Raw genomic sequence first — 17,008 nt, 5'->3', positions numbered from 1 at the left:
CTTCGGGATTGAGAATGCGGCCAGAAATGACCATTTATAAGCGTGTGCATTTTCTCAGAATTTGAACCGCATCGCGGAGCGGGTGGATGAGCGAACCAAAGACTCCGGCATCCAAGACCTCTTCGCAAACGGCCCCTTCCAAATCCGCGTCGGGGGATGTTGCGCGCCGCGCCTCGTCCTCGGCGGAACTCGATGCGTTTCTCAGCAAGGTTCAGAGCCTGCAGCCGGCAACCTCGGGGACGGGACGGCTGATCTTCGCCATGGACGCCACCATGAGCCGTCAGCCGACTTGGGACCTCGCCCTCGGTCTTCAGAGCGAGATGTTCGATGCGGTCAAGCAGGTCGGCGGCCTCGACGTGCAGCTCATGTATTTCCGGGGCTTTGGCGAGTGCAGGTCGAGCAAATGGGTGCGCGATCCGGACGCGCTCGCGCGGCTGATGCGCCAGGTCCATTGCGAAGGCGGCCATACGCAGATCCGCAAAGTCTTGTCGCACGCGAAGAGAGAGGCCGGCCGCCAGACCGTCAATGCGCTGGTGTATGTGGGCGACTGCATGGAGGAGAGCATCGACGAGTTGTGCCAGCTCGCCGGCGAGCTCGGTCTCATAGGTGTGCCCGTGTTCGTATTCCAGGAGGGACACGATGCGCGCGCCGAGCGGGCGTTCAAGGAAATCGCGCGCCTGTCACGGGGCGCCTATTGCCGCTTTGATGCCGGCTCGGCGGCCCAACTGCGCGCGCTGCTGACGGCAGTGGCGGTCTATGCCTCGGGTGGCCGCAAGGCGCTCGAGAACGCCAAGAGCGGCGCTGCGACGGTCCTACTCGAACAGCTGCGGTAGGCTGGCACGGATGGTCTATTTCTTCCTCGGATGCGCGCTGCTCGTCGCCCTCCTATTGCTCGGACGCGTGATTGTCCGGGCCAACCCGACACAACTCGCGGGCGGTCTCCGCAAAATCGGTGCGGTTGCGTTGTTCGCCGTGGCGGGCTTCTTGGCTCTGCGCGGGGCTTTGCCGCTCGCGATTCCGCTCGCCGCGTTCGCCTTGAGCCTGATCGCCGGAAGCGGCGTTGGCGGGTTCGGCTCGGGCGAGAAGTCCAAGGGCCAAGCGTCCCATGTGCAGACCGAGCGGCTGGAAATGGAGCTCGACCACGATACCGGCTACATGGACGGCAAATGCCTGAAGGGCCGGTTTGCGGGGCGCACGCTCTCGTCCTTGAGCGAGGCCGAAGCCGTCGAGCTCTACGCCACCTTCGAGGCAGACGGTCTGAAGGAAGCGGCCCTCATGGAGGCCTATCTCGACTGGCGTGTGCCGGATTGGCGCCAGCAGGCCGAAGAGGCGAGTGCCGGCGCCGGAAGAGGCGGGTTCTCCAGGGGGCGCATGAGTGTCGAGGAAGCGCGCGCCGTGCTCGAGGTCGCGCCAGACGCCTCGGATCAGGACATTCGGCAGGCGCATCGCCGGCTGATGATGAAGCTGCACCCTGATCAGGGCGGGTCCACCTACCTGGCGGCCCGCATCAACGAAGCGAAGGATGTGCTGATCGGCCGTTAGGCCGGAGCGGGTGCCTCTACTCGGCGGCGAGGGCGATGCAATCGAGCCGCATGCGCTTCAACGCTTCGCAGGTACTGCGCGCGTCGGTTTTCGAGAAGCCGGCAAACCGGGCCCGGTACCATTCCTTGTTGTCTTTCTCGAACGTCGCCGTGAAGGGCAGGTGCCCATCAAGCAGCTGCGGCGCGCGCTGGCGCACCATGCCGAGCCGGTTCTGGGCATCGGCTGGCGAGGTATAGGACCCGACTTGGACGTGATAGTCGCCCATGCGGTTCGTTGAAGCGGGGCTCGGCGCCGACAGTCGGTTCGGCGCAAGGCTCGGGGCAAGGCTTGCCTGCACGATAGGACGCTGCTGTGCCGGTTGTGCGACGGCGGGCTGCACGACTGGGGCCTGGGCGACAGCCGGCTGAGCGACGGCAGGCTGAGCAGGCGGCGTGTGGCTCGCGACAGGGACGGCGGCGCTCGCCACAGAGACAACCGGTTTGCGCGAGGGCCGCGGCGGATTTGGCGTTCCGAGCAGCGATGCAATGAAGTTCGTGGCACCCGACTTCTTCGACGAGGCTCTCGACCAGTGCTTGTCGAGCAGCGAGGTCATGGCAGCATTGCGCAGCGAGCTGGTGCTGCCGCCAAGGACGACACCCACCAGGTGCTTGTCGCCGCGCTGCACTGCAGCCGTAAGGTTGAATCCGCTGGCACGCGTATAGCCGGTCTTGATGCCTGTGGTGCCCTTGTAGGTGAAGAGCAGGCGATTGTGGTTCCGGTACTTTCTGCCCTTGTAGTCGAAGTACTTGGTCTCGAAGACGCTGTAGTACTCCGGGTAGTCCTGCATGATGTGCATGGCGAGGATCGCCTGGTCCCGGGCCGTGGTCAGCTGCTCATTGTTTGGCAGTCCCGACGCGTTACGGTAGGTCGTGTTCTTCATGCCTAGATTGCGCGCCGTCTGGGTCATGATGCGCGCGAAATTCTCCTCCGAGCCGCCCACATTTTCCGCGATGACCGCGGCGGCGTCGTTGGCCGACTTGGTGACCAGGGCCTTGATGGCGTCCTTCACGGCGATGGTGGAACCGGGCTTGAGGTAGAGCTTGGTCGGAGACTGGCTGGCGGCGTGCTTGGAGACCTTCAGCTGGGTGTCGGGGCTGAATCGGCCTGCCCGCATGTAGGCGAACAGGACGTAGAGCGTCATGATCTTCGTGAGCGAGGCCGGCGAACGCAGGACGTCGGCGGACTGGGAATAGAGCACGTTGTTCGTGTTCGCATCGACGATGATGGCGGCCTTCACGCGCTTGTCGGCAAAAGCCTCGCCGACATGCGTCAGCGTCACGCCGAGCGCCAGCAGGAGCACCAGACTGATCTTCGTCACCTGACGCATGGAGGCCGAAGACTTGCTGATCCAGGACGAGCGGATCCACGACCCGCGCGGCTCGGAGTCAAATTTGAGCTGTTCGAACACTTTGGCTTACGCCTTTCCCCGTTTGTCACGCCGCCCTCGAGCGCTTCAGCGCATCCCTCCGAGGCGGTCGCGGTCCGTCAATCCGCGTTGCAACGCCGACAAGCGGACAGGCTAGAAGTCGTCGATTGCCAAAGCGTTAAGGGCAGTTTGGGGTCCGACACGCCGTAATGTTGTGCACTGCAAAATCAAGGTTGACGTTTTTTGTGCAATGCATATATTTGTGTTCGCGTTCGCAGCATTTTTCCGATCCCAACCTGTGTAGAGGGCCCGATGATCAAAGGTTTTGAAGAGTTTCAGAAAGTTGGCAAAGACGGTTTTGACGCCTATGTGCGCTCGTTCGGCGAGATGAACAAAGGCTTTCAGGCCATTGCCGCCGAGTTCACCGACTATTCCAAGAAGGCGTTTGAAGATTCCACGAAGGCTTTCGAGCAGCTTGCCGGCGCCAAGTCCATTGAGCAGGCTATCGAAATCCAGTCGCAGTTCGCCAAGAAGGCCTATGACGGCTACATGGCGGAGATGACCAAGATCGGCGAGATGTATGCCGGCCTGGCTAAAGACGCGTACAAGCCGATGGAAGCCGCCATGGCGAAGAAGGCCGCGTAAGCGACAGCACCTAATCTTCCTCCCAAGGATGGCTCGGGGCGCTGCCCCGGGCCTTTTTTTTGGCCAACGTGCCGCCTTTGGCGGCGGCGTGTCCCATTTCTGTCAGCAAAGCGCGTCACATTAGCATTTTCACCTAGAGCCGAATTGCTGCCGTCCGTCCGATCACGCTAGAATGCGTTCGAGAGGGTTTTCGGACCTGGCAAGGCGCTCCGCCTTGGAAGTGGCGCGGCGCGGTCCCACATAAGGGACGACGAATGAAGGCTAACGATGGCGCGCAATGGCGACCCGCGCCGGGATGACGACTCCGGCACCCAGATTGTTACGAAGGTACGGCCCAAGACAAAACGGCCGAGCCTCTACAAGGTATTGCTCCTCAACGACGATTACACGCCGATGGATTTCGTCGTGTACATCCTCGAGCGGTTTTTCAACAAAGCTCCGGAGGAAGCCACCCGTATCATGCTGCACGTCCACCAAAAGGGCGTCGGCATCTGCGGGGTCTACACTTACGAAGTTGCCGAGACTAAGGTAGCTCAGGTCACCAGCTTTGCCCGTCAGCACGAGCATCCGCTTCAATGCACGATGGAGAAAGAGTAGGAATTCCGTGGCTTCTTTTTCGACCAGTTTAGAGCAGGCCCTGCGGCGCGCGCTTCAATATGCGAACGAGCGCAGCCACGAATACGCGACGCTGGAGCACCTGCTCCTGTCGCTCCTCGACGACCGCGACGCGGCCGCCGTCATGCGTGCCTGCGATGTCGATCTCGATTTGCTGCGGGAAAAACTGACCGGCTATATCGACAATGAGCTGTCGGGCCTCGTCCTCGACAATCACGGCGATGCGCAACCGACCGCCGGCTTCCAGCGCGTGATCCATCGCGCCGTTGCTCACGTGCAGTCGAGCGGCCGGGAAGAGGTGACCGGCGCCAACGTGTTGGTCGCGATCTTCGCCGAGCGGGAGAGCCATGCGGCGTTCTTCCTGCAAGAGCAGCACATGACCCGGTTCGATGCGGTCAACTACATCAGCCATGGCATCGCCAAGCGCGGCGGCATGTCCGACGCACGGCCTGTGCGCGGCATCGATGACGACGCAGCGACCGTGGAAGGCGGCGAGGACAAGAAACGCGGCGCCGATGCGCTCGAGGTCTATTGCATCAACCTGAACCAGAAGGCCCGCACGGGCCGGATCGATCCGCTCATCGGCCGCGAGGCCGAGGTCCAGCGCACGATCCAGGTCCTGTGCCGCCGGCAGAAGAACAACCCCCTGTTCGTGGGCGACCCGGGCGTTGGCAAGACCGCCATCGCCGAGGGCCTCGCGCGGCGCATCGTCATGGCCGACGTGCCGGAAGTCCTGTCCGACGCCACCATCTTCCAGCTGGATATGGGTGCGTTGCTGGCGGGCACGCGCTATCGCGGCGACTTCGAGGAGCGCCTCAAGGCCGTGATGCGGGAGATCGAGAATTTCCCGGGCGCGATCATGTTCATCGATGAGATCCACACGGTGATCGGCGCGGGCGCGACCTCGGGCGGCGCCATGGACGCTTCGAACCTGTTGAAGCCGGCGCTGCAATCGGGCTCGCTGCGCTGCATCGGCTCGACCACCTACAAGGAATACCGTCAGCACTTCGAGAAGGACCGGGCCTTGGTGCGCCGCTTCCAGAAGATCGACGTGAAGGAGCCGTCCGTGCCCGACACGATCGAGATCCTGAAGGGCCTCAAGCCGTACTTCGAGGACTTCCATCGCATTCGCTACACGAACCAGGCGATCAAATCCGCGGTGGAGCTGTCGGCGAAATACATTCACGACCGGAAGCTGCCCGATAAGGCGATCGACGTGATTGACGAGACGGGCGCCTCGCAGATGCTCGTGCCCCAGAGGCAGCGGCGGAAGACCATCGGCGTCAAGGAGGTGGAGAACACCATCGCCACTATGGCCCGGATTCCGCCGAAGACCATCTCCAAGACCGACGCGGAGGTGCTGCGCGGGATCGACGAGGATCTGAAGCGCGTCGTGTTCGGGCAGGACAAGGCCATCGAGGCCCTGGGCGCGGCCATCAAGTTGAGCCGTGCGGGCCTGCGCGAGCCGGGCAAGCCCATCGGCTGCTACATGTTCTCCGGCCCCACCGGCGTCGGAAAGACCGAAGTCGCACGCCAGCTCGCCACGCTGCTTGGCGTCGAGTTGCTGCGCTTCGACATGAGCGAGTACATGGAGCGCCACACCGTGTCGCGCCTGATTGGTGCGCCTCCCGGCTATGTGGGCTTCGACCAGGGCGGTCTCCTGACCGACGGTGTGGATCAGCATCCCCATTGCGTGCTGCTGCTCGACGAGGTCGAGAAAGCCCACCCGGACCTGTTCAACATCCTTCTGCAGGTGATGGACCACGGTAAGCTGACCGACCACAACGGCAAGCACGTGGACTTCCAGAACGTCATCCTGATCATGACGACGAATGCCGGCGCAGCCGACATGGCCAAGGCGGCGATCGGGTTCAATCGCACCAAGCGCGAGGGCGACGACGAGGAGGCGATCAACCGCCTGTTCTCGCCGGAGTTCCGCAACCGCCTCGATGCGATCATCCCGTTCGGCGCGCTGCCGCCGTCCGTCATCGCGCAGGTCGTCGAGAAGTTCGTGTTCCAGCTCGAAGCCCAGCTTGGAGACCGGAACATCACGATCGAGCTGACCCCTGAAGCCAACGCGTGGCTGGCGGATCGCGGCTACGACGAGAAGTTCGGTGCGCGGCCGCTGGCGCGCGTGATCCAGGAGAACATCAAGAAGCCGCTGGCGGAGGAGATTCTCTTCGGTGCGCTGAAGGATGGCGGCACAGTGCGCGTGGTCGTGAAGGAGGAAGGCGGCGAGAAGAGCCTCGACTTCGACTACATCTCGGCCGACGCCCCGATCAAGCCGCGCGACGCCGACGAGAAGGCAGCCGAGGCCAAGGTCAAGGCGAAGGCGTCGAAGTCGAAACCCAAGCGCAGCCGCAAGCCCCGTGGCGGCACGAAAGCGAGCGGCTCCGGCTCGGTGCCCAAAGTCCCCCTCGGCGAGGACTGAGGACTTCGTCCTGCGCTTCGCGTCTTAATTAGAGATCATTGCATCATGGCCGGGCGCTCATACGAGCCCCGGCCATGATTGTTTTGACTAGCCGTCGAGCTCGGCCCTGATCTTCTCGGCGGTGGCGTTGAGGTCTTCCGGGTCGGCCATCTTGGCGCCCTCGGGCCGCATGGGGAAGCCGTCCTTGCGGGGGATGATGTGGACGTGGAGGTGGAAAACGGTCTGGCCCGCGGCCGCGCCGTTGAACTGCTGAATCAGGACGCCGTCGGCGCCGACCGCCTGCTTGATCTTCGGCGCGAGCGTCTGCACGACGGCCATGAGCTTCCCGAGCCCTTCGGGCGTGATCCCGAACAGGTCCGCCGCTGGCTCCTTGGTGATGACGAGGGCGTGGCCTTCCGTACGCGGCATGATGTCGAGGAAGGCGAGGGTGTCGTCGTCCTCGTAGAGCTTGTGGCAGGGGATCTCGCCCTTGAGAATCTTGGCGAAGATGTTCTCCGGGTCGTAGGCCGCCGCATCGTTTTCTGCCATCAGTCCGTCTCTCCTCTCGTCGTTTGTCCGCCGCAGGTAATTTGCTGAATCATTTCGATTCCTTAGGCCCCCGAGGTCAACCAGCTCGTGAACTGGTTTGCCTGCGGATGGAACTTTGTCGCTCGCCGTTCATTGACTCTATTGGAGTCAAGCGCTCTGCGTCTGCTCTGCTAACGTATTGTTACACAAAAATTTTTTGAAAGTGCATATCTCGGGAGGGTCCAATGACAATGCTCAAAGTGATCGAAGTTCTGGCCGAATCCAACAAGAGCTGGGAGGACGCCGCGCAGACCGCCCTGAAGACGGCCGAGAAGAGCGTGCGCAACGTGCGCTCGATCTACATCAAGAATTTCGAGGCGTCGGTCGAGAACGGCAAGATCACCAAATACCGTATCAACGGCAAGATCTCGTTCGTACTGGACTAGGCGCGCTGCGGCGTTTCCTTCCGATACGGCGACTCCGCCGCGAGCAGCGCATTCTCCTCGGCCACGGCTAGCCGCTCGCGCTGAAGATATTCGGCGACGGGCGCTCTGAGCCGCGGGTCGGCGATGTAGTGCGCGCTGTATGTCTCGGTTGGGACATAGCCGCGCGCCAGCTTGTGGCTCCCTTGGGCGCCGGCCTCGACGCGGGCAAGACCGTGAGCGATCGCATAGTCGATGGCCTGGTAATAGCAGACCTCGAAATGCAAGAAGTCGTGGGTCTCGAGCGCGCCCCAATAGCGGCCATAGAGCGTGTCCGCGCCGATCACGTTGAGCGCGCCCGCGATATAGTCCGCGCCGCGCTTGGCCATGACGAGCAGCAGCCGGTCGGCCATGGTCTCGCTGAAGAGGCTGAACGCTTTGCGGGTCAGGTAGGGACGGCCCCATTTGCGCGCGCCGGTGTCCATGTAGAAGGCGAAGAATGCGTCCCAATGCGCTTCGGTCAGGGCGGATCCGGTGAGCCATTCGATCTCGATATCGTTACTGAGCGCATCGCGGCGTTCGCGCTTGATGGCTTTGCGCTTGCGCGAGGCGAGGGCGCTCAAGAAGTCGTCGAAGCTGCCGTAGCCGTCATTGTGCCAGTGGAACTGCTGATCGGTCCGCTGCAGATAGCCGAGTTCGCCGGCGAGCCGCCACTCATCACGCGTCATGAAGGTGATGTGCAGCGAAGACACGCCGAGCCTGTTCGTCAGCGTCCGGCCCGCTTCCAACAGCAGGGCCTGCCGTTCCATGCGGGTGTCGGAGTTCCGGACGAGCAGCCGCGGCCCCGGTACGGGGGAGAACGGCACCGCCGCCTGGAGCTTCGGATAGTAATCGCCGCCCGCCCGCATATAGGCTTCGGCCCAGCCGTGGTCGAAGACGTACTCGCCCTGGCTATGGCCCTTCAGGTAGCAGGGCATGCACCCGAGCAGGTGACCCTGGCCGTCCTCGTAGAGCAGATGCTGGGGCAGCCAGCCGGTCTCTCGTGTGGCCGAACCACTCTCCTCGAGCGCTTTCAGAAAAGCATGGGTGACGAAAGGGTTGGGGGGCGCTGTTAAGACGCTATCGCCAATCGCGCACGCGTCCCACTGGTCCGCCGGTACGTCGGCGATCCGGCTCGCGATGCGCACAACCGCTTCCGGGGCGCTCTTCCCGGGAGCGTGATGGGTTTCGGCGCCGTGATCTGGCGCGTTTTGCTCGTTCCGTTCCGTTGGTGTGTCCATGCCGCGCTTCGTGTCCGGCGATCCGGTCATACTCCTTGACCCGCGTCCCGGGCTTTCCAATGTCGGCCGTCAGGGCGCGATCTCTTCGAAGATCGGCGCATCGGCATACCGCAGCGCGCGCGCCAGATCCGCCTCGGTGCGAACGGTCCAGGCCAGCAAGGGCAGGCCGGCGACGAATTTGGCAAGCAGCGGCGCGACAGCCGGCAGCGCGTGGATATCGTAAGCGACAAAATGGGGCCGTGCGAAGGTGGATGTGAGGAGATGCCGCATGGCGAAACGTTGCAGCGACGAAAGATGCGTCTTGGAGAACTCGTCGTTGAAGCGGCAGGAAACGAGGCCCCGGGGCAGGGTGGGTGCGTGCTGCCGAAAGGCGGCGACCGCGTGAGGATCGAAGGACATCACCGCCACTGGACCGCGATAGCCGGCGAGCAGCTTGGCGATGTTGGCCTCGAAGGCGCCGTCCCCCTGTCCGTGGTTCTTCACCTCCAACACCAGCGGGACGGTGTCGCCGACGAGTTCGAGGAGTTCGGGTAGGGACAGGATCCGGTCGCCGCCACCGTCTTTGAGGGGGATCGCGTGCAAGGCATCCACGTCGCGCGCAGCGACAGGACCGCTTTCGTTCGTGAGGCGATCGAGCGTGGCGTCGTGAAACACAATGGGCATGTCCCCGGCCGCGCGCTGCAGATCGACTTCGACGGCGATGCCTCTCCGCATGGCCGCCTTTACCGCCGAAGCGCTGTTCTCGACGATCCCGCGCGTTGCGTCGTGGAGCCCGCGATGGGCGATCGGCCGCTTCAGCCAGTAGAGTTCGCCCATTTGCGTCCTCTCTTCGACGCGATCAGTCTATGGCAAACACCGCATCGATCTCGACCGCTGCGTTCAGTGGTAGGCTCGCGCAGCCGACGGCAATGCGCGTGTGGCGTCCCTTGTCGCCGAACACCTCCACGAACATATCCGATGCGCCGTTGATGACCTTGGGATGGTCGCCGAACTCTGGCGCGGCGCAGACAAAACCGTTCAGGCGCAGAAGCTGTGTGATGCGGTCGAGATCGCCCAGGGCCAGCTTGGCCTGGGCCATGATGTTCAGCGCACAGAGGCGCGCTGCAGCCTGCCCGTCCTCCAATGTGACGTTGCCGCCGAGCTGACCTTTGACGGCAATTGCGCCGTCCTGCATGGGCAGTTGCCCCGAGATCAGAAGCTGTCCGTTCATATGGATGAATGGCACATAGCTGGCGACCGGTGGCTTCGCCTCGGGCAGCGCGATGTCTAGGGCTTGGAGCCGTGCTTCGATCGTGCCTGCCATGATTCCTCCCTTACCCGACGCTACGGTCACAGTTGAGCAAAAAGCCTTAGCCTGCAAGGCTTGCCCGGCAATTTCGTATCGAGTGTCCGTTCGCAGCGCCTGCACGGCCCTTGCCGGACCGAAGCGATAGTGACAAAAATTAAGGTTCGGATAGGCCAGAATGGCTGCAGACCTCCGGGCAAGCTTGAGAAGGCCGAACAGATGAACCGCGCCAAAGGTTATTGGCTGTCTTTCCTGGTATTTAGCGCCGCGTTGGGGGTGTCCCAACAGGCCTGGGCAATCGGGGCCAGCCATTTGGCGCCCCATCGGGCGGTCTACGAAATGTCGCTTGGGGAGGCGCGCTCCGGCTCCGGCGTCACGGCCTATGACGGCCGCATGGTGTTCGAATTCACCGGGTCCGCATGCCGCGGCTATTCGCTCAACACGCGGTTGGTCAGCCAGATAACCGACACGCAAGGCGAGACGATCCTTGCCGACGTCTGGTCGTCGACCGGGGAGGCCGGCGACGGGAAGTCTTTCCGGTTTCACTCCTCGCAGCGGTTGAACCACCGGCTCGACGAGGCGACCATCGGTCGGGCCAGCCGCGGCCGCTCCGATGGGGCGATTACCGTCAGACTCACCCAGCCCGAGTCCGAAGAGTTCAGCCTCGCGGGGCCCGTCCTGTTCCCGACCCAGCACAGCATCGCGTTGATCGAGCGCGCGGCCAGCGGCCAGAACGTGTTTCAGGCGAAGGTCTACGACGGCACGGAGAAGGGTCAGCGGGTCTTCGATACGACCGCTTTCATCGGACGCATGGTGAAACCGGGCGAGGACACGGGCCGGCTCGAGAAGGTTGCGGAGGACCAGAAGCTTGGCGACATGCCCTCTTGGCCCATCTCGATCGGCTATTTCGATCTGGCGGACGGAGACCTGACCCCGAGCTACCAGATCGACTTCCGGCTCTATGAAAACGGCGTTAGCCGCGATCTGCTCATCGACTATGGCGAATACACGGTCGAGGGAAAGCTGAGCTCGCTTGAGTATTTAAAGGAAACGAAGTGTAAATAGTCCGCCCACGGAACGTCAGGTCCGGTTGCGACTGGGGAAACCCGTAGTTAAACCCTCGGCAAAAGGTCGGAAAGGCCAAGAACTGTAACGATTTCCGGTTCCGCTTCAGAGTTTAGTTACAGGTTCGATGGGATATTGCCCGAAACCAAGAAGGGCGATGAACCATGTTTTGGAGGACACGATCTACATCCGTGGAAGCGGCTGCGCCGATCCGTGGTTTTCTGCAGGCGCCGATGGCGTCTCTCATGCGCCCGCCCGCTGCGCCGCCGCCGGCACGAAGCTCGTCTGCGCATAGTGGCTATGTTGCCGACCAAGACGGAATAGAATCGCCGGGACCGATGCCGATGACGAAGACAGTGCTGATTGTCGAGGACAACGAGCTCAACATGAAGCTCTTCCATGATCTCCTCGATGCACATGGCTATCAGACGCTTCAGACGCGCAACGGTGTGGAGGCCCTGGAACTGGCGCGGGAGCACCATCCCGATCTCATTCTCATGGATATTCAGCTTCCCGAGGTTTCCGGTCTCGAGGTCACCAAATGGCTGAAGGAGGATGACCAGCTGCGGTCCATTCCCGTGGTTGCCGTGACCGCCTTTGCGATGAAGGGCGATGAGGAGCGGATCAGGGAAGGGGGCTGCGAGGCATACATCTCCAAACCGATTTCCGTGATGATGTTTCTGGATACGGTCAAGCAGTTCATCGGAGAGGCGCGTTAGAGTCCCATGACCGCGCGTGTCCTCATCGTCGACGACATGTTGGCCAATCTGAAGCTGCTCGAAGCGCGGCTCGTGGCCGAGTATTTCACGGTGCAGACGGCATCGAGCGGCGCCGATGCCCTCGATATCTGCAGCCAGGACCTGCCAGACGTCATTCTGCTCGATGTCATGATGCCCGGCATGGACGGCTTCGAGGTCTGCAGCCGGCTCAAGTCCGATTTTCGCACCCAGCATATCCCCATCGTAATGGTGACGGCGCTCGATCACCCGAACGACTTGTTGAAAGCGCTCGAATGTGGCGCCGACGACTTTCTGACGAAGCCGGTCGACGACCTGGCTCTGATTACCCGCGTCAAGAATCTCGCGCGTTTGAAGCTGTTGACCGACGAGATGCTTATGAGGGCGACGACCGAGCAGCAGATGGGCTATCCGGCCATGCTGGGCGACGACGTTGTCATCACGGGGTGCGACGGCCGTATTCTCATGGTCGAAGACCGGGAAGGCGCCGCAACGAGGATTGTCGACGCGCTGCAGACCGACAACGACGTCGTCCACATGGTGGATCCGGCGCATGCTCTACTCGTCGCGCCGAATGGCGACTTCGATCTGATGATTGTCAGTCTGAATCTGCAGAATGCCGATGGGCTGCGTCTTTGCTCCCAGCTGCGCTCGCTGGATCGGACGCGACACCTACCGATCATGATCATCGTTGAGCCTGGTGAGGAGGCGCGTCTTCATCGCGGTCTCGATATGGGGGTCAACGACTACGTCATGCGTCCCGTCAACCCGAGCGAGGTCCTGGCGCGGGTGCGGACGCAGTTGAAACGAAAGCGCTATACGGACTATTTGCGGTCGCGGCTGGAGCAGACCGTCGAGATGGCGGTGCTGGATCCTCTCACGGCCCTCCACAACCGCCGCTATCTGAGTAGCCACTTGGAGACGCTCTTCGAGGAGTCGGCCGAACGCGGGCGGCCGCTATCGGTGCTGGTGATCGACGTGGATCATTTCAAGGCCATCAACGACACGCATGGGCATGACGCGGGCGACGACGTCCTGCGGGAACTTGCCTTGCGGTTACGGCGCAACATTCGGGGTATCGACCTTGCTTGCCGGCTGGGCGGGGAGGAGTTTGTGGTCGTCATGCCCGACACCGGGCTCGAAAGCGCCTATCTGGTCGGCGAACGTTTGCGGCAGTGCATTGCCGCGGCGCCCTTCATCGCTGGCGCGCAGAACAAGGCGGTCAGCGTGACGGCAAGCATGGGGGTGGCGGCCCTCGAATACGAGGAAGACACGCCCGAACTCATTCTGAAGCGTGCGGACCAAGCACTGTACTGCGCCAAGCGAGACGGGCGCAATAGGGTGGTCGGCGACGCCGCTTGAGGCATGGCCGCTGCAAGGCCATCACGACCGCAGACCAGGCCGAATCAGTTGGGTTCCGTGGGGAATGGCCGGCCGGAGTGCCGGGAGGGCGCTCCCGGCCCATTGCCGGTCTTGACACCTCGGCTGAGGGTCTGAGCTTAACGCTTTACACTAGCAGAGATTTTATCGTATTAATCAATTGGCAACGATTGATTTGGTTCCCGTTGCCGATGTTTTTATGCTTTGAGTTAGTTCCAAATGCGCCGTGTGGAAGGCGTCGAGCGGAATTGGGACACAAGGCTGAACCGCCTACGTGGCCTTTCGCTTCGTCCTTTCACCAGTGAACAGAACAACCCTGCGGAATGCTCAGGTCCGCCGCATCTCCTGCGTCCGTGGGGTTTGGCCGGTCGGAGCGCGGTAGAGTGGCCTCCTCGTTAGCGCCGCGTTTCGACCGGCCACCACTTTCGGCGGATCGTCTCGACGACGGCCCAACCTTCCCAACATCTTGCTGGATTGAATGGTGGCGCGCTATGAGCGCGCGATGCAGGCGGGTGCCCGTTTAGGCCGCTAGGCGACCCGGCGCGGCGCTACTTGATTTTGGCTTCCTTGAACTCGACGTGCTTGCGCACGACCGGGTCGTACTTCTTGAACACCATCTTCTCGGTCTGATTACGCGGGTTCTTCTTGGTGACGTAGAAGTAACCGGTGCCGGCGGTGCTCAGGAGCTTGATCTTCTGGGTGACGGGCTTCGCCATTGTCGTCCTCGGATGGAATCTGTCGGGATAGGGTGCGCCGGCCCAATCGGGCCAGCGTCAAGTTGCGCGCAACCTACTGTTTCGCGTGCGGAAGTCAAGCTGAGCCGCGGGGCTCAGGCGGTCGGCGGCGCCAACCGGTCTCCGATCTCTTCTTCGTGGTTGGGATCGAAGCCGTGCATCAGGAGCGCCCACTGCAGCGAGACCAGCAGGCCTTTGATGGGGGCGAGGGCGGCTAGCGCGACCAGGATGGTCATGGGCAGCCAAATGGCCGCGTGAACCCAAAGAGGCGGGTGGTAGGCCATTTCAACCGCCAGCACGAGGCTGACGATCACGTGGCCGACGATAACGATCGTGAAATAGGCCGGCGCATCATCGGCCCGGTGGTGGTGCAGGGCCTCGCCGCAGTGGGCGCAGTTGTCGGCGACCTTGAGATAGCGTGTGAAGAGCGAGCCGACGCCACAGGCTGGGCATTTCAGCAGCGCGCCCCGCAGAAGTGACTGCTGGAGGGGACGTTCGCCAGTGGACCGGCCTGCTTCCTGTGACATTCTCGCTATCCTCTCACTTTCGCTGGGCCGAGGCCCTTGATTCTTGGCGCTTGATCACCGCCGCTTGCTCGGCCGTCCGCCGCGCGGCTTCCCGCGCTGGCGCTGCTTACTTCGATCCGCGCTATGGGACCGTTGCCGACCTCTTGAGCTAGCGATCTTGCGTCCTTCGCTCAACATGTCAAATCGTAGCGCCCCGGCCGTCGGGATGGCCTCGACCAGGCGAACCTCGACCGGATCCCCGAGTTGGTAGGCAAGGCCCGTATCTTCACCCACCAGGGCTTGCCGCACCTCGTCGTGGTAGAAGTATTCATGCCCGATTGCGGACGCCGGGACGAACCCGTCGGCGCCCGTCTCGGTCAGCCGCACGAACAGCCCGGACCGGACGAGACCCGAGACCTTGGCGGTGAACTGCGCCCCAATGCGGTCGGCGAGGTAGGCCGCGATCAGCCGGTCCACCGTGTCCCGCTCGGCCGCCATGGCGCGCCGTTCCGTGTCGGAAATGGCGCCCGAGACCTCCTCCAGTTCGTCGATCTCTTTGTCCGTCAGGCCGCCTTCGCCGAGGCCGAAGGCCCGGATGAGGGCGCGGTGCACGATCAGGTCGGCATAGCGCCGGATCGGGGAGGTGAAGTGCGCATAGCGGCGCAAGTTGAGGCCGAAATGCCCGAGATTGCGGGGGCTGTACTCGGCCTGGCTTTGGCTCCGCAGCACCACCTCCGCCACGAGTTCGGCGTTCGGTGATTTGCGCGTATCGGCGAGGATGCGGTTGAACTGCGCCGGTTTGAGTACTCCGGCTTTCGGCAGCTTCATCTCGATCGTCGCTAGAAACTCGCCGAGCGCCATGAGCTTCTCCTTCGAAGGCGCGTCGTGGATGCGGTAGACGAGCGGCGAGCGCTTGGTCTCCAGGGCCTCGGCGGCGGCGACATTCGCCTGGATCATGAATTCCTCGATCAGCCGGTGCGCATCGAGCCGCGGCGGCGTCGCGATCCCGCGCACGCGGCCCTTGTCGTCCAGCAGGATCTTCCGTTCGGGCAGGTCGAGTTCGAGCGGTCCGCGGGCATCGCGGGCCTTGCTCAGGCTCGCATAGGCGCCCCAGAGAGGCCGCAGCACCGTTTCCAGCAGCGGCGCCGTAGCCTCGTCCGTGCGGCCGTCGATTGCCGCTTGGGCCTGTTCGTAAGACAGGCTCGCGGCCGATCGCATGAGCCCGCGGAAGAAGCGGTGGTTCTTCTTGCGGCCGTTCTTGTCGAAAACCATGCGGACGGCCAAGCAGGGGCGGGGGACGCCTTCCTTCAACGAGCACAGCTCGTTCGAGATACGCTCCGGCAGCATGGGCACGACGCGGTCGGGGAAGTACACGGAGTTGCCCCGCTTTCGGGCTTCCTTGTCGAGCGCGCTGCCGGGCGTGACGTAGTGCGCCACGTCCGCGATGGCGACAATGACGATCCAGCCGCCTTCGTTGTCGGAGGCCGTGTCCGCTTCCGCGAAAACCGCGTCGTCATGGTCGCGGGCGTCGACAGGGTCGATGGTGAGGAGAGGGACGTCGCAAAGGTCCAAACGGGAGCCGAGTTCGACTTCCTTCGCGGCATCGGCTTCGGCAATCGCGGCCGGCGGGAACTCGTCCGGTATACCGTGCGCATGAAGCGCGATCAGGCTGATGGCCTGCTGGGCTTCCGGGTTCCCGAGCCGAGCGACCACACGGGCGGTGGGAACGCCGTAGCGCGCCGAGCGGGCGATCTCGAAGCGGACCAGCTCGCCGTCTTCGGCCTCGTCCGTAGAGCCCTTCGGTACCGTCCATTCCTTGAGCTGTTTCTTGTCGATGGGATCGATGACGCCGCGCCCATCCGACAGAGACCGGAAGATGCCGAGGAGGCTCCGCGATGTTGTGCGCGGCAGCTTCTTGATGGTGCGCGCGTGATAGGGGTAGTCCGCGTCCGGCTTTTGCGGCGTGAGCCGCGCCAGAACGCGATCGCCGATGCCTGGCACCTGCACGAGATTGCCGCGGCCTTCGACCATGAGGATCTTCGGCATGGGCCCGCTCTCGTCGTCCCAGGCGGCGGGGCGGGCGATGAATTCCCCATCCTCGTCGCGGGCAACGATCTCCAGCACCGTCACCGACGGCAGGACTCCAGGGCGCAACAGCCTCCGCCGGGACCCGGCGATCAGACCTTCATCGGCCATCTCGCGCAGGAGCGCTTTCAATCCGATCCGGTCCGAGCCTTTGATGTTGAAGGCCCGCGCGATCTCCCGCTTCCCGGCCTTTGACGTCGTGCCGGCCAAGAATTCGATGATCTCCTTCTTGGAGGGCAGCCCGCCCTTCGGAGCCGCCTTTGACTTGGACGCAGGCTTCGTTTTCGCAGGGCGCTTCGGCTTGGCCCTTCCGGCAGATGCAGTCTTCTTGGCTGAGGGCGTCTTCTTGGGTGGGGCCACGTTTGCCGC

18 protein-coding genes are annotated in these 17,008 nt (G+C 63.0%); 10 read left to right on the top strand and 8 right to left on the bottom strand.

Translation table 11 applies throughout. From position 1 onward, the window contains the following. The first annotated feature begins 86 nt into the window (after positions 1 to 86). Both GL4_RS10840 and GL4_RS10835 read left to right on the top strand, forming a co-directional pair. A complete protein-coding gene (locus tag GL4_RS10840) occupies positions 87 to 833 on the top strand; it encodes a vWA domain-containing protein (RefSeq protein WP_045367423.1) in 747 nt (248 codons plus the stop codon). A 10-nt stretch (positions 834 to 843) separates the two neighbouring features. Continuing rightward, positions 844 to 1,542, top strand: coding sequence for a DnaJ domain-containing protein (locus GL4_RS10835; RefSeq protein WP_045367420.1), 699 nt, complete (start codon positions 844 to 846; stop codon positions 1,540 to 1,542). A gap of 16 nt (positions 1,543 to 1,558) precedes the next feature. On the opposite strand, the gene GL4_RS10830 is transcribed toward GL4_RS10835, so the two are convergent. Beyond that, positions 1,559 to 2,989 (bottom strand): D-alanyl-D-alanine carboxypeptidase, encoded by a 1,431-nt coding sequence (locus tag GL4_RS10830; RefSeq protein ID WP_052464394.1) that lies wholly within the window; start codon positions 2,987 to 2,989, stop codon positions 1,559 to 1,561. A 270-nt stretch (positions 2,990 to 3,259) separates the two neighbouring features. Between GL4_RS10830 and GL4_RS10825 the strand changes: the two genes are divergently transcribed. From GL4_RS10825 to clpA, 3 genes are all read left to right on the top strand, one after another. Then, positions 3,260 to 3,592: a phasin family protein gene (locus tag GL4_RS10825; protein ID WP_045367418.1), complete on the top strand. Its 333-nt coding sequence runs from the start codon at positions 3,260 to 3,262 to the stop codon at positions 3,590 to 3,592. Positions 3,593 to 3,859: 267 nt separating this feature from the next. Next, positions 3,860 to 4,189, top strand: coding sequence for an ATP-dependent Clp protease adapter ClpS (gene clpS, locus GL4_RS10820; protein WP_045367416.1), 330 nt, complete (start codon positions 3,860 to 3,862; stop codon positions 4,187 to 4,189). 7 nt (positions 4,190 to 4,196) lie between these two features. Then, positions 4,197 to 6,638: an ATP-dependent Clp protease ATP-binding subunit ClpA gene (gene clpA / locus GL4_RS10815; protein WP_045367414.1), complete on the top strand. Its 2,442-nt coding sequence runs from the start codon at positions 4,197 to 4,199 to the stop codon at positions 6,636 to 6,638. An 87-nt stretch (positions 6,639 to 6,725) separates the two neighbouring features. Here clpA and GL4_RS10810 read toward each other — a convergent pair whose 3' ends face one another. Then, complete coding sequence (locus tag GL4_RS10810; protein ID WP_045367411.1) at positions 6,726 to 7,166, bottom strand: HIT family protein; 441 nt, start codon at positions 7,164 to 7,166, stop codon at positions 6,726 to 6,728. A gap of 224 nt (positions 7,167 to 7,390) precedes the next feature. On the opposite strand from GL4_RS10810, the gene GL4_RS10805 reads away from it, so the two are divergent. Beyond that, complete coding sequence (locus tag GL4_RS10805; protein WP_045367409.1) at positions 7,391 to 7,591, top strand: dodecin family protein; 201 nt, start codon at positions 7,391 to 7,393, stop codon at positions 7,589 to 7,591. Here the strand turns inward: GL4_RS10805 and GL4_RS10800 are convergent. From GL4_RS10800 to GL4_RS10790, 3 genes are read right to left on the bottom strand one after another with little or no spacing between them, the layout of a single operon-like run. After that, positions 7,588 to 8,877: a GNAT family N-acetyltransferase gene (locus GL4_RS10800; protein ID WP_244462607.1), complete on the bottom strand. Its 1,290-nt coding sequence runs from the start codon at positions 8,875 to 8,877 to the stop codon at positions 7,588 to 7,590. The two genes, GL4_RS10805 and GL4_RS10800, sit on opposite strands and share 4 nt — an antisense overlap. Positions 8,878 to 8,916: 39 nt before the next feature. Then, positions 8,917 to 9,663: a glycerophosphodiester phosphodiesterase family protein gene (locus GL4_RS10795; protein WP_045367407.1), complete on the bottom strand. Its 747-nt coding sequence runs from the start codon at positions 9,661 to 9,663 to the stop codon at positions 8,917 to 8,919. Positions 9,664 to 9,685: 22 nt separating this feature from the next. After that, positions 9,686 to 10,150: a RidA family protein gene (locus tag GL4_RS10790; protein ID WP_045367404.1), complete on the bottom strand. Its 465-nt coding sequence runs from the start codon at positions 10,148 to 10,150 to the stop codon at positions 9,686 to 9,688. A 201-nt stretch (positions 10,151 to 10,351) separates the two neighbouring features. Here GL4_RS10790 and GL4_RS10785 point away from each other — a divergent pair, with 201 nt between their 5' ends. From GL4_RS10785 to GL4_RS10775, 4 genes are all read left to right on the top strand, one after another. Further along, positions 10,352 to 11,197, top strand: coding sequence for a cell envelope integrity EipB family protein (locus tag GL4_RS10785; protein ID WP_045367402.1), 846 nt, complete (start codon positions 10,352 to 10,354; stop codon positions 11,195 to 11,197). Positions 11,198 to 11,354: 157 nt separating this feature from the next. Beyond that, a complete protein-coding gene (locus tag GL4_RS17535; RefSeq protein ID WP_156137522.1) occupies positions 11,355 to 11,492 on the top strand; it encodes a hypothetical protein in 138 nt (45 codons plus the stop codon). A 49-nt stretch (positions 11,493 to 11,541) separates the two neighbouring features. Continuing rightward, on the top strand, positions 11,542 to 11,916 hold the full coding sequence (locus GL4_RS10780) for a response regulator (RefSeq protein ID WP_045369982.1): 375 nt from the start codon (positions 11,542 to 11,544) through the stop codon (positions 11,914 to 11,916). A gap of 6 nt (positions 11,917 to 11,922) precedes the next feature. Then, on the top strand, positions 11,923 to 13,296 hold the full coding sequence (locus GL4_RS10775) for a PleD family two-component system response regulator (protein ID WP_045367401.1): 1,374 nt from the start codon (positions 11,923 to 11,925) through the stop codon (positions 13,294 to 13,296). A gap of 566 nt (positions 13,297 to 13,862) precedes the next feature. Here GL4_RS10775 and rpmG read toward each other — a convergent pair. From rpmG to rnr, 3 genes are all read right to left on the bottom strand, one after another. Beyond that, positions 13,863 to 14,030 carry a 50S ribosomal protein L33 gene (rpmG, locus tag GL4_RS10770; protein ID WP_045367399.1) on the bottom strand — a complete coding sequence of 56 codons (168 nt, stop codon included), beginning with the start codon at positions 14,028 to 14,030 and terminating at the stop codon, positions 13,863 to 13,865. Positions 14,031 to 14,143: 113 nt separating this feature from the next. Continuing rightward, positions 14,144 to 14,575, bottom strand: a complete 432-nt coding sequence (locus GL4_RS10765) for a DUF983 domain-containing protein (protein ID WP_045367396.1) — start codon at positions 14,573 to 14,575, stop codon at positions 14,144 to 14,146. Between the two features lie 54 nt (positions 14,576 to 14,629). Continuing rightward, on the bottom strand, positions 14,630 to 16,999 hold the full coding sequence (rnr, locus tag GL4_RS10760; RefSeq protein ID WP_052464391.1) for a ribonuclease R: 2,370 nt from the start codon (positions 16,997 to 16,999) through the stop codon (positions 14,630 to 14,632). Positions 17,000 to 17,008: the final 9 nt, after the last annotated feature.

Origin of the sequence: Methyloceanibacter caenitepidi, from assembly GCF_000828475.1 — a bacterium.
GTDB lineage: Bacteria > Pseudomonadota > Alphaproteobacteria > Rhizobiales > Methyloligellaceae > Methyloceanibacter > Methyloceanibacter caenitepidi.
Note: the sequence above shows the minus strand (reverse complement) of the source record. Positions and strands in the feature narration are given on the sequence as shown.

Coding starts and splice junctions, on each gene's coding strand:
- GL4_RS10840 (WP_045367423.1), top strand. CDS start 87: ATGAGCGAACCAAAGACTCCGGCATCCAAGACCTCTTCGCAAACGGCC.
- GL4_RS10835 (WP_045367420.1), top strand. CDS start 844: ATGGTCTATTTCTTCCTCGGATGCGCGCTGCTCGTCGCCCTCCTATTG.
- GL4_RS10825 (WP_045367418.1), top strand. CDS start 3,260: ATGATCAAAGGTTTTGAAGAGTTTCAGAAAGTTGGCAAAGACGGTTTT.
- clpS (WP_045367416.1), top strand. CDS start 3,860: ATGGCGCGCAATGGCGACCCGCGCCGGGATGACGACTCCGGCACCCAG.
- GL4_RS10810 (WP_045367411.1), bottom strand. CDS start 7,166: ATGGCAGAAAACGATGCGGCGGCCTACGACCCGGAGAACATCTTCGCC.
- GL4_RS10805 (WP_045367409.1), top strand. CDS start 7,391: ATGACAATGCTCAAAGTGATCGAAGTTCTGGCCGAATCCAACAAGAGC.
- GL4_RS10800 (WP_244462607.1), bottom strand. CDS start 8,877: ATGACCGGATCGCCGGACACGAAGCGCGGCATGGACACACCAACGGAA.
- GL4_RS10795 (WP_045367407.1), bottom strand. CDS start 9,663: ATGGGCGAACTCTACTGGCTGAAGCGGCCGATCGCCCATCGCGGGCTC.
- GL4_RS10790 (WP_045367404.1), bottom strand. CDS start 10,150: ATGGCAGGCACGATCGAAGCACGGCTCCAAGCCCTAGACATCGCGCTG.
- GL4_RS10785 (WP_045367402.1), top strand. CDS start 10,352: ATGAACCGCGCCAAAGGTTATTGGCTGTCTTTCCTGGTATTTAGCGCC.
- GL4_RS17535 (WP_156137522.1), top strand. CDS start 11,355: ATGAACCATGTTTTGGAGGACACGATCTACATCCGTGGAAGCGGCTGC.
- GL4_RS10780 (WP_045369982.1), top strand. CDS start 11,542: ATGACGAAGACAGTGCTGATTGTCGAGGACAACGAGCTCAACATGAAG.
- GL4_RS10775 (WP_045367401.1), top strand. CDS start 11,923: ATGACCGCGCGTGTCCTCATCGTCGACGACATGTTGGCCAATCTGAAG.
- rpmG (WP_045367399.1), bottom strand. CDS start 14,030: ATGGCGAAGCCCGTCACCCAGAAGATCAAGCTCCTGAGCACCGCCGGC.
- GL4_RS10765 (WP_045367396.1), bottom strand. CDS start 14,575: ATGTCACAGGAAGCAGGCCGGTCCACTGGCGAACGTCCCCTCCAGCAG.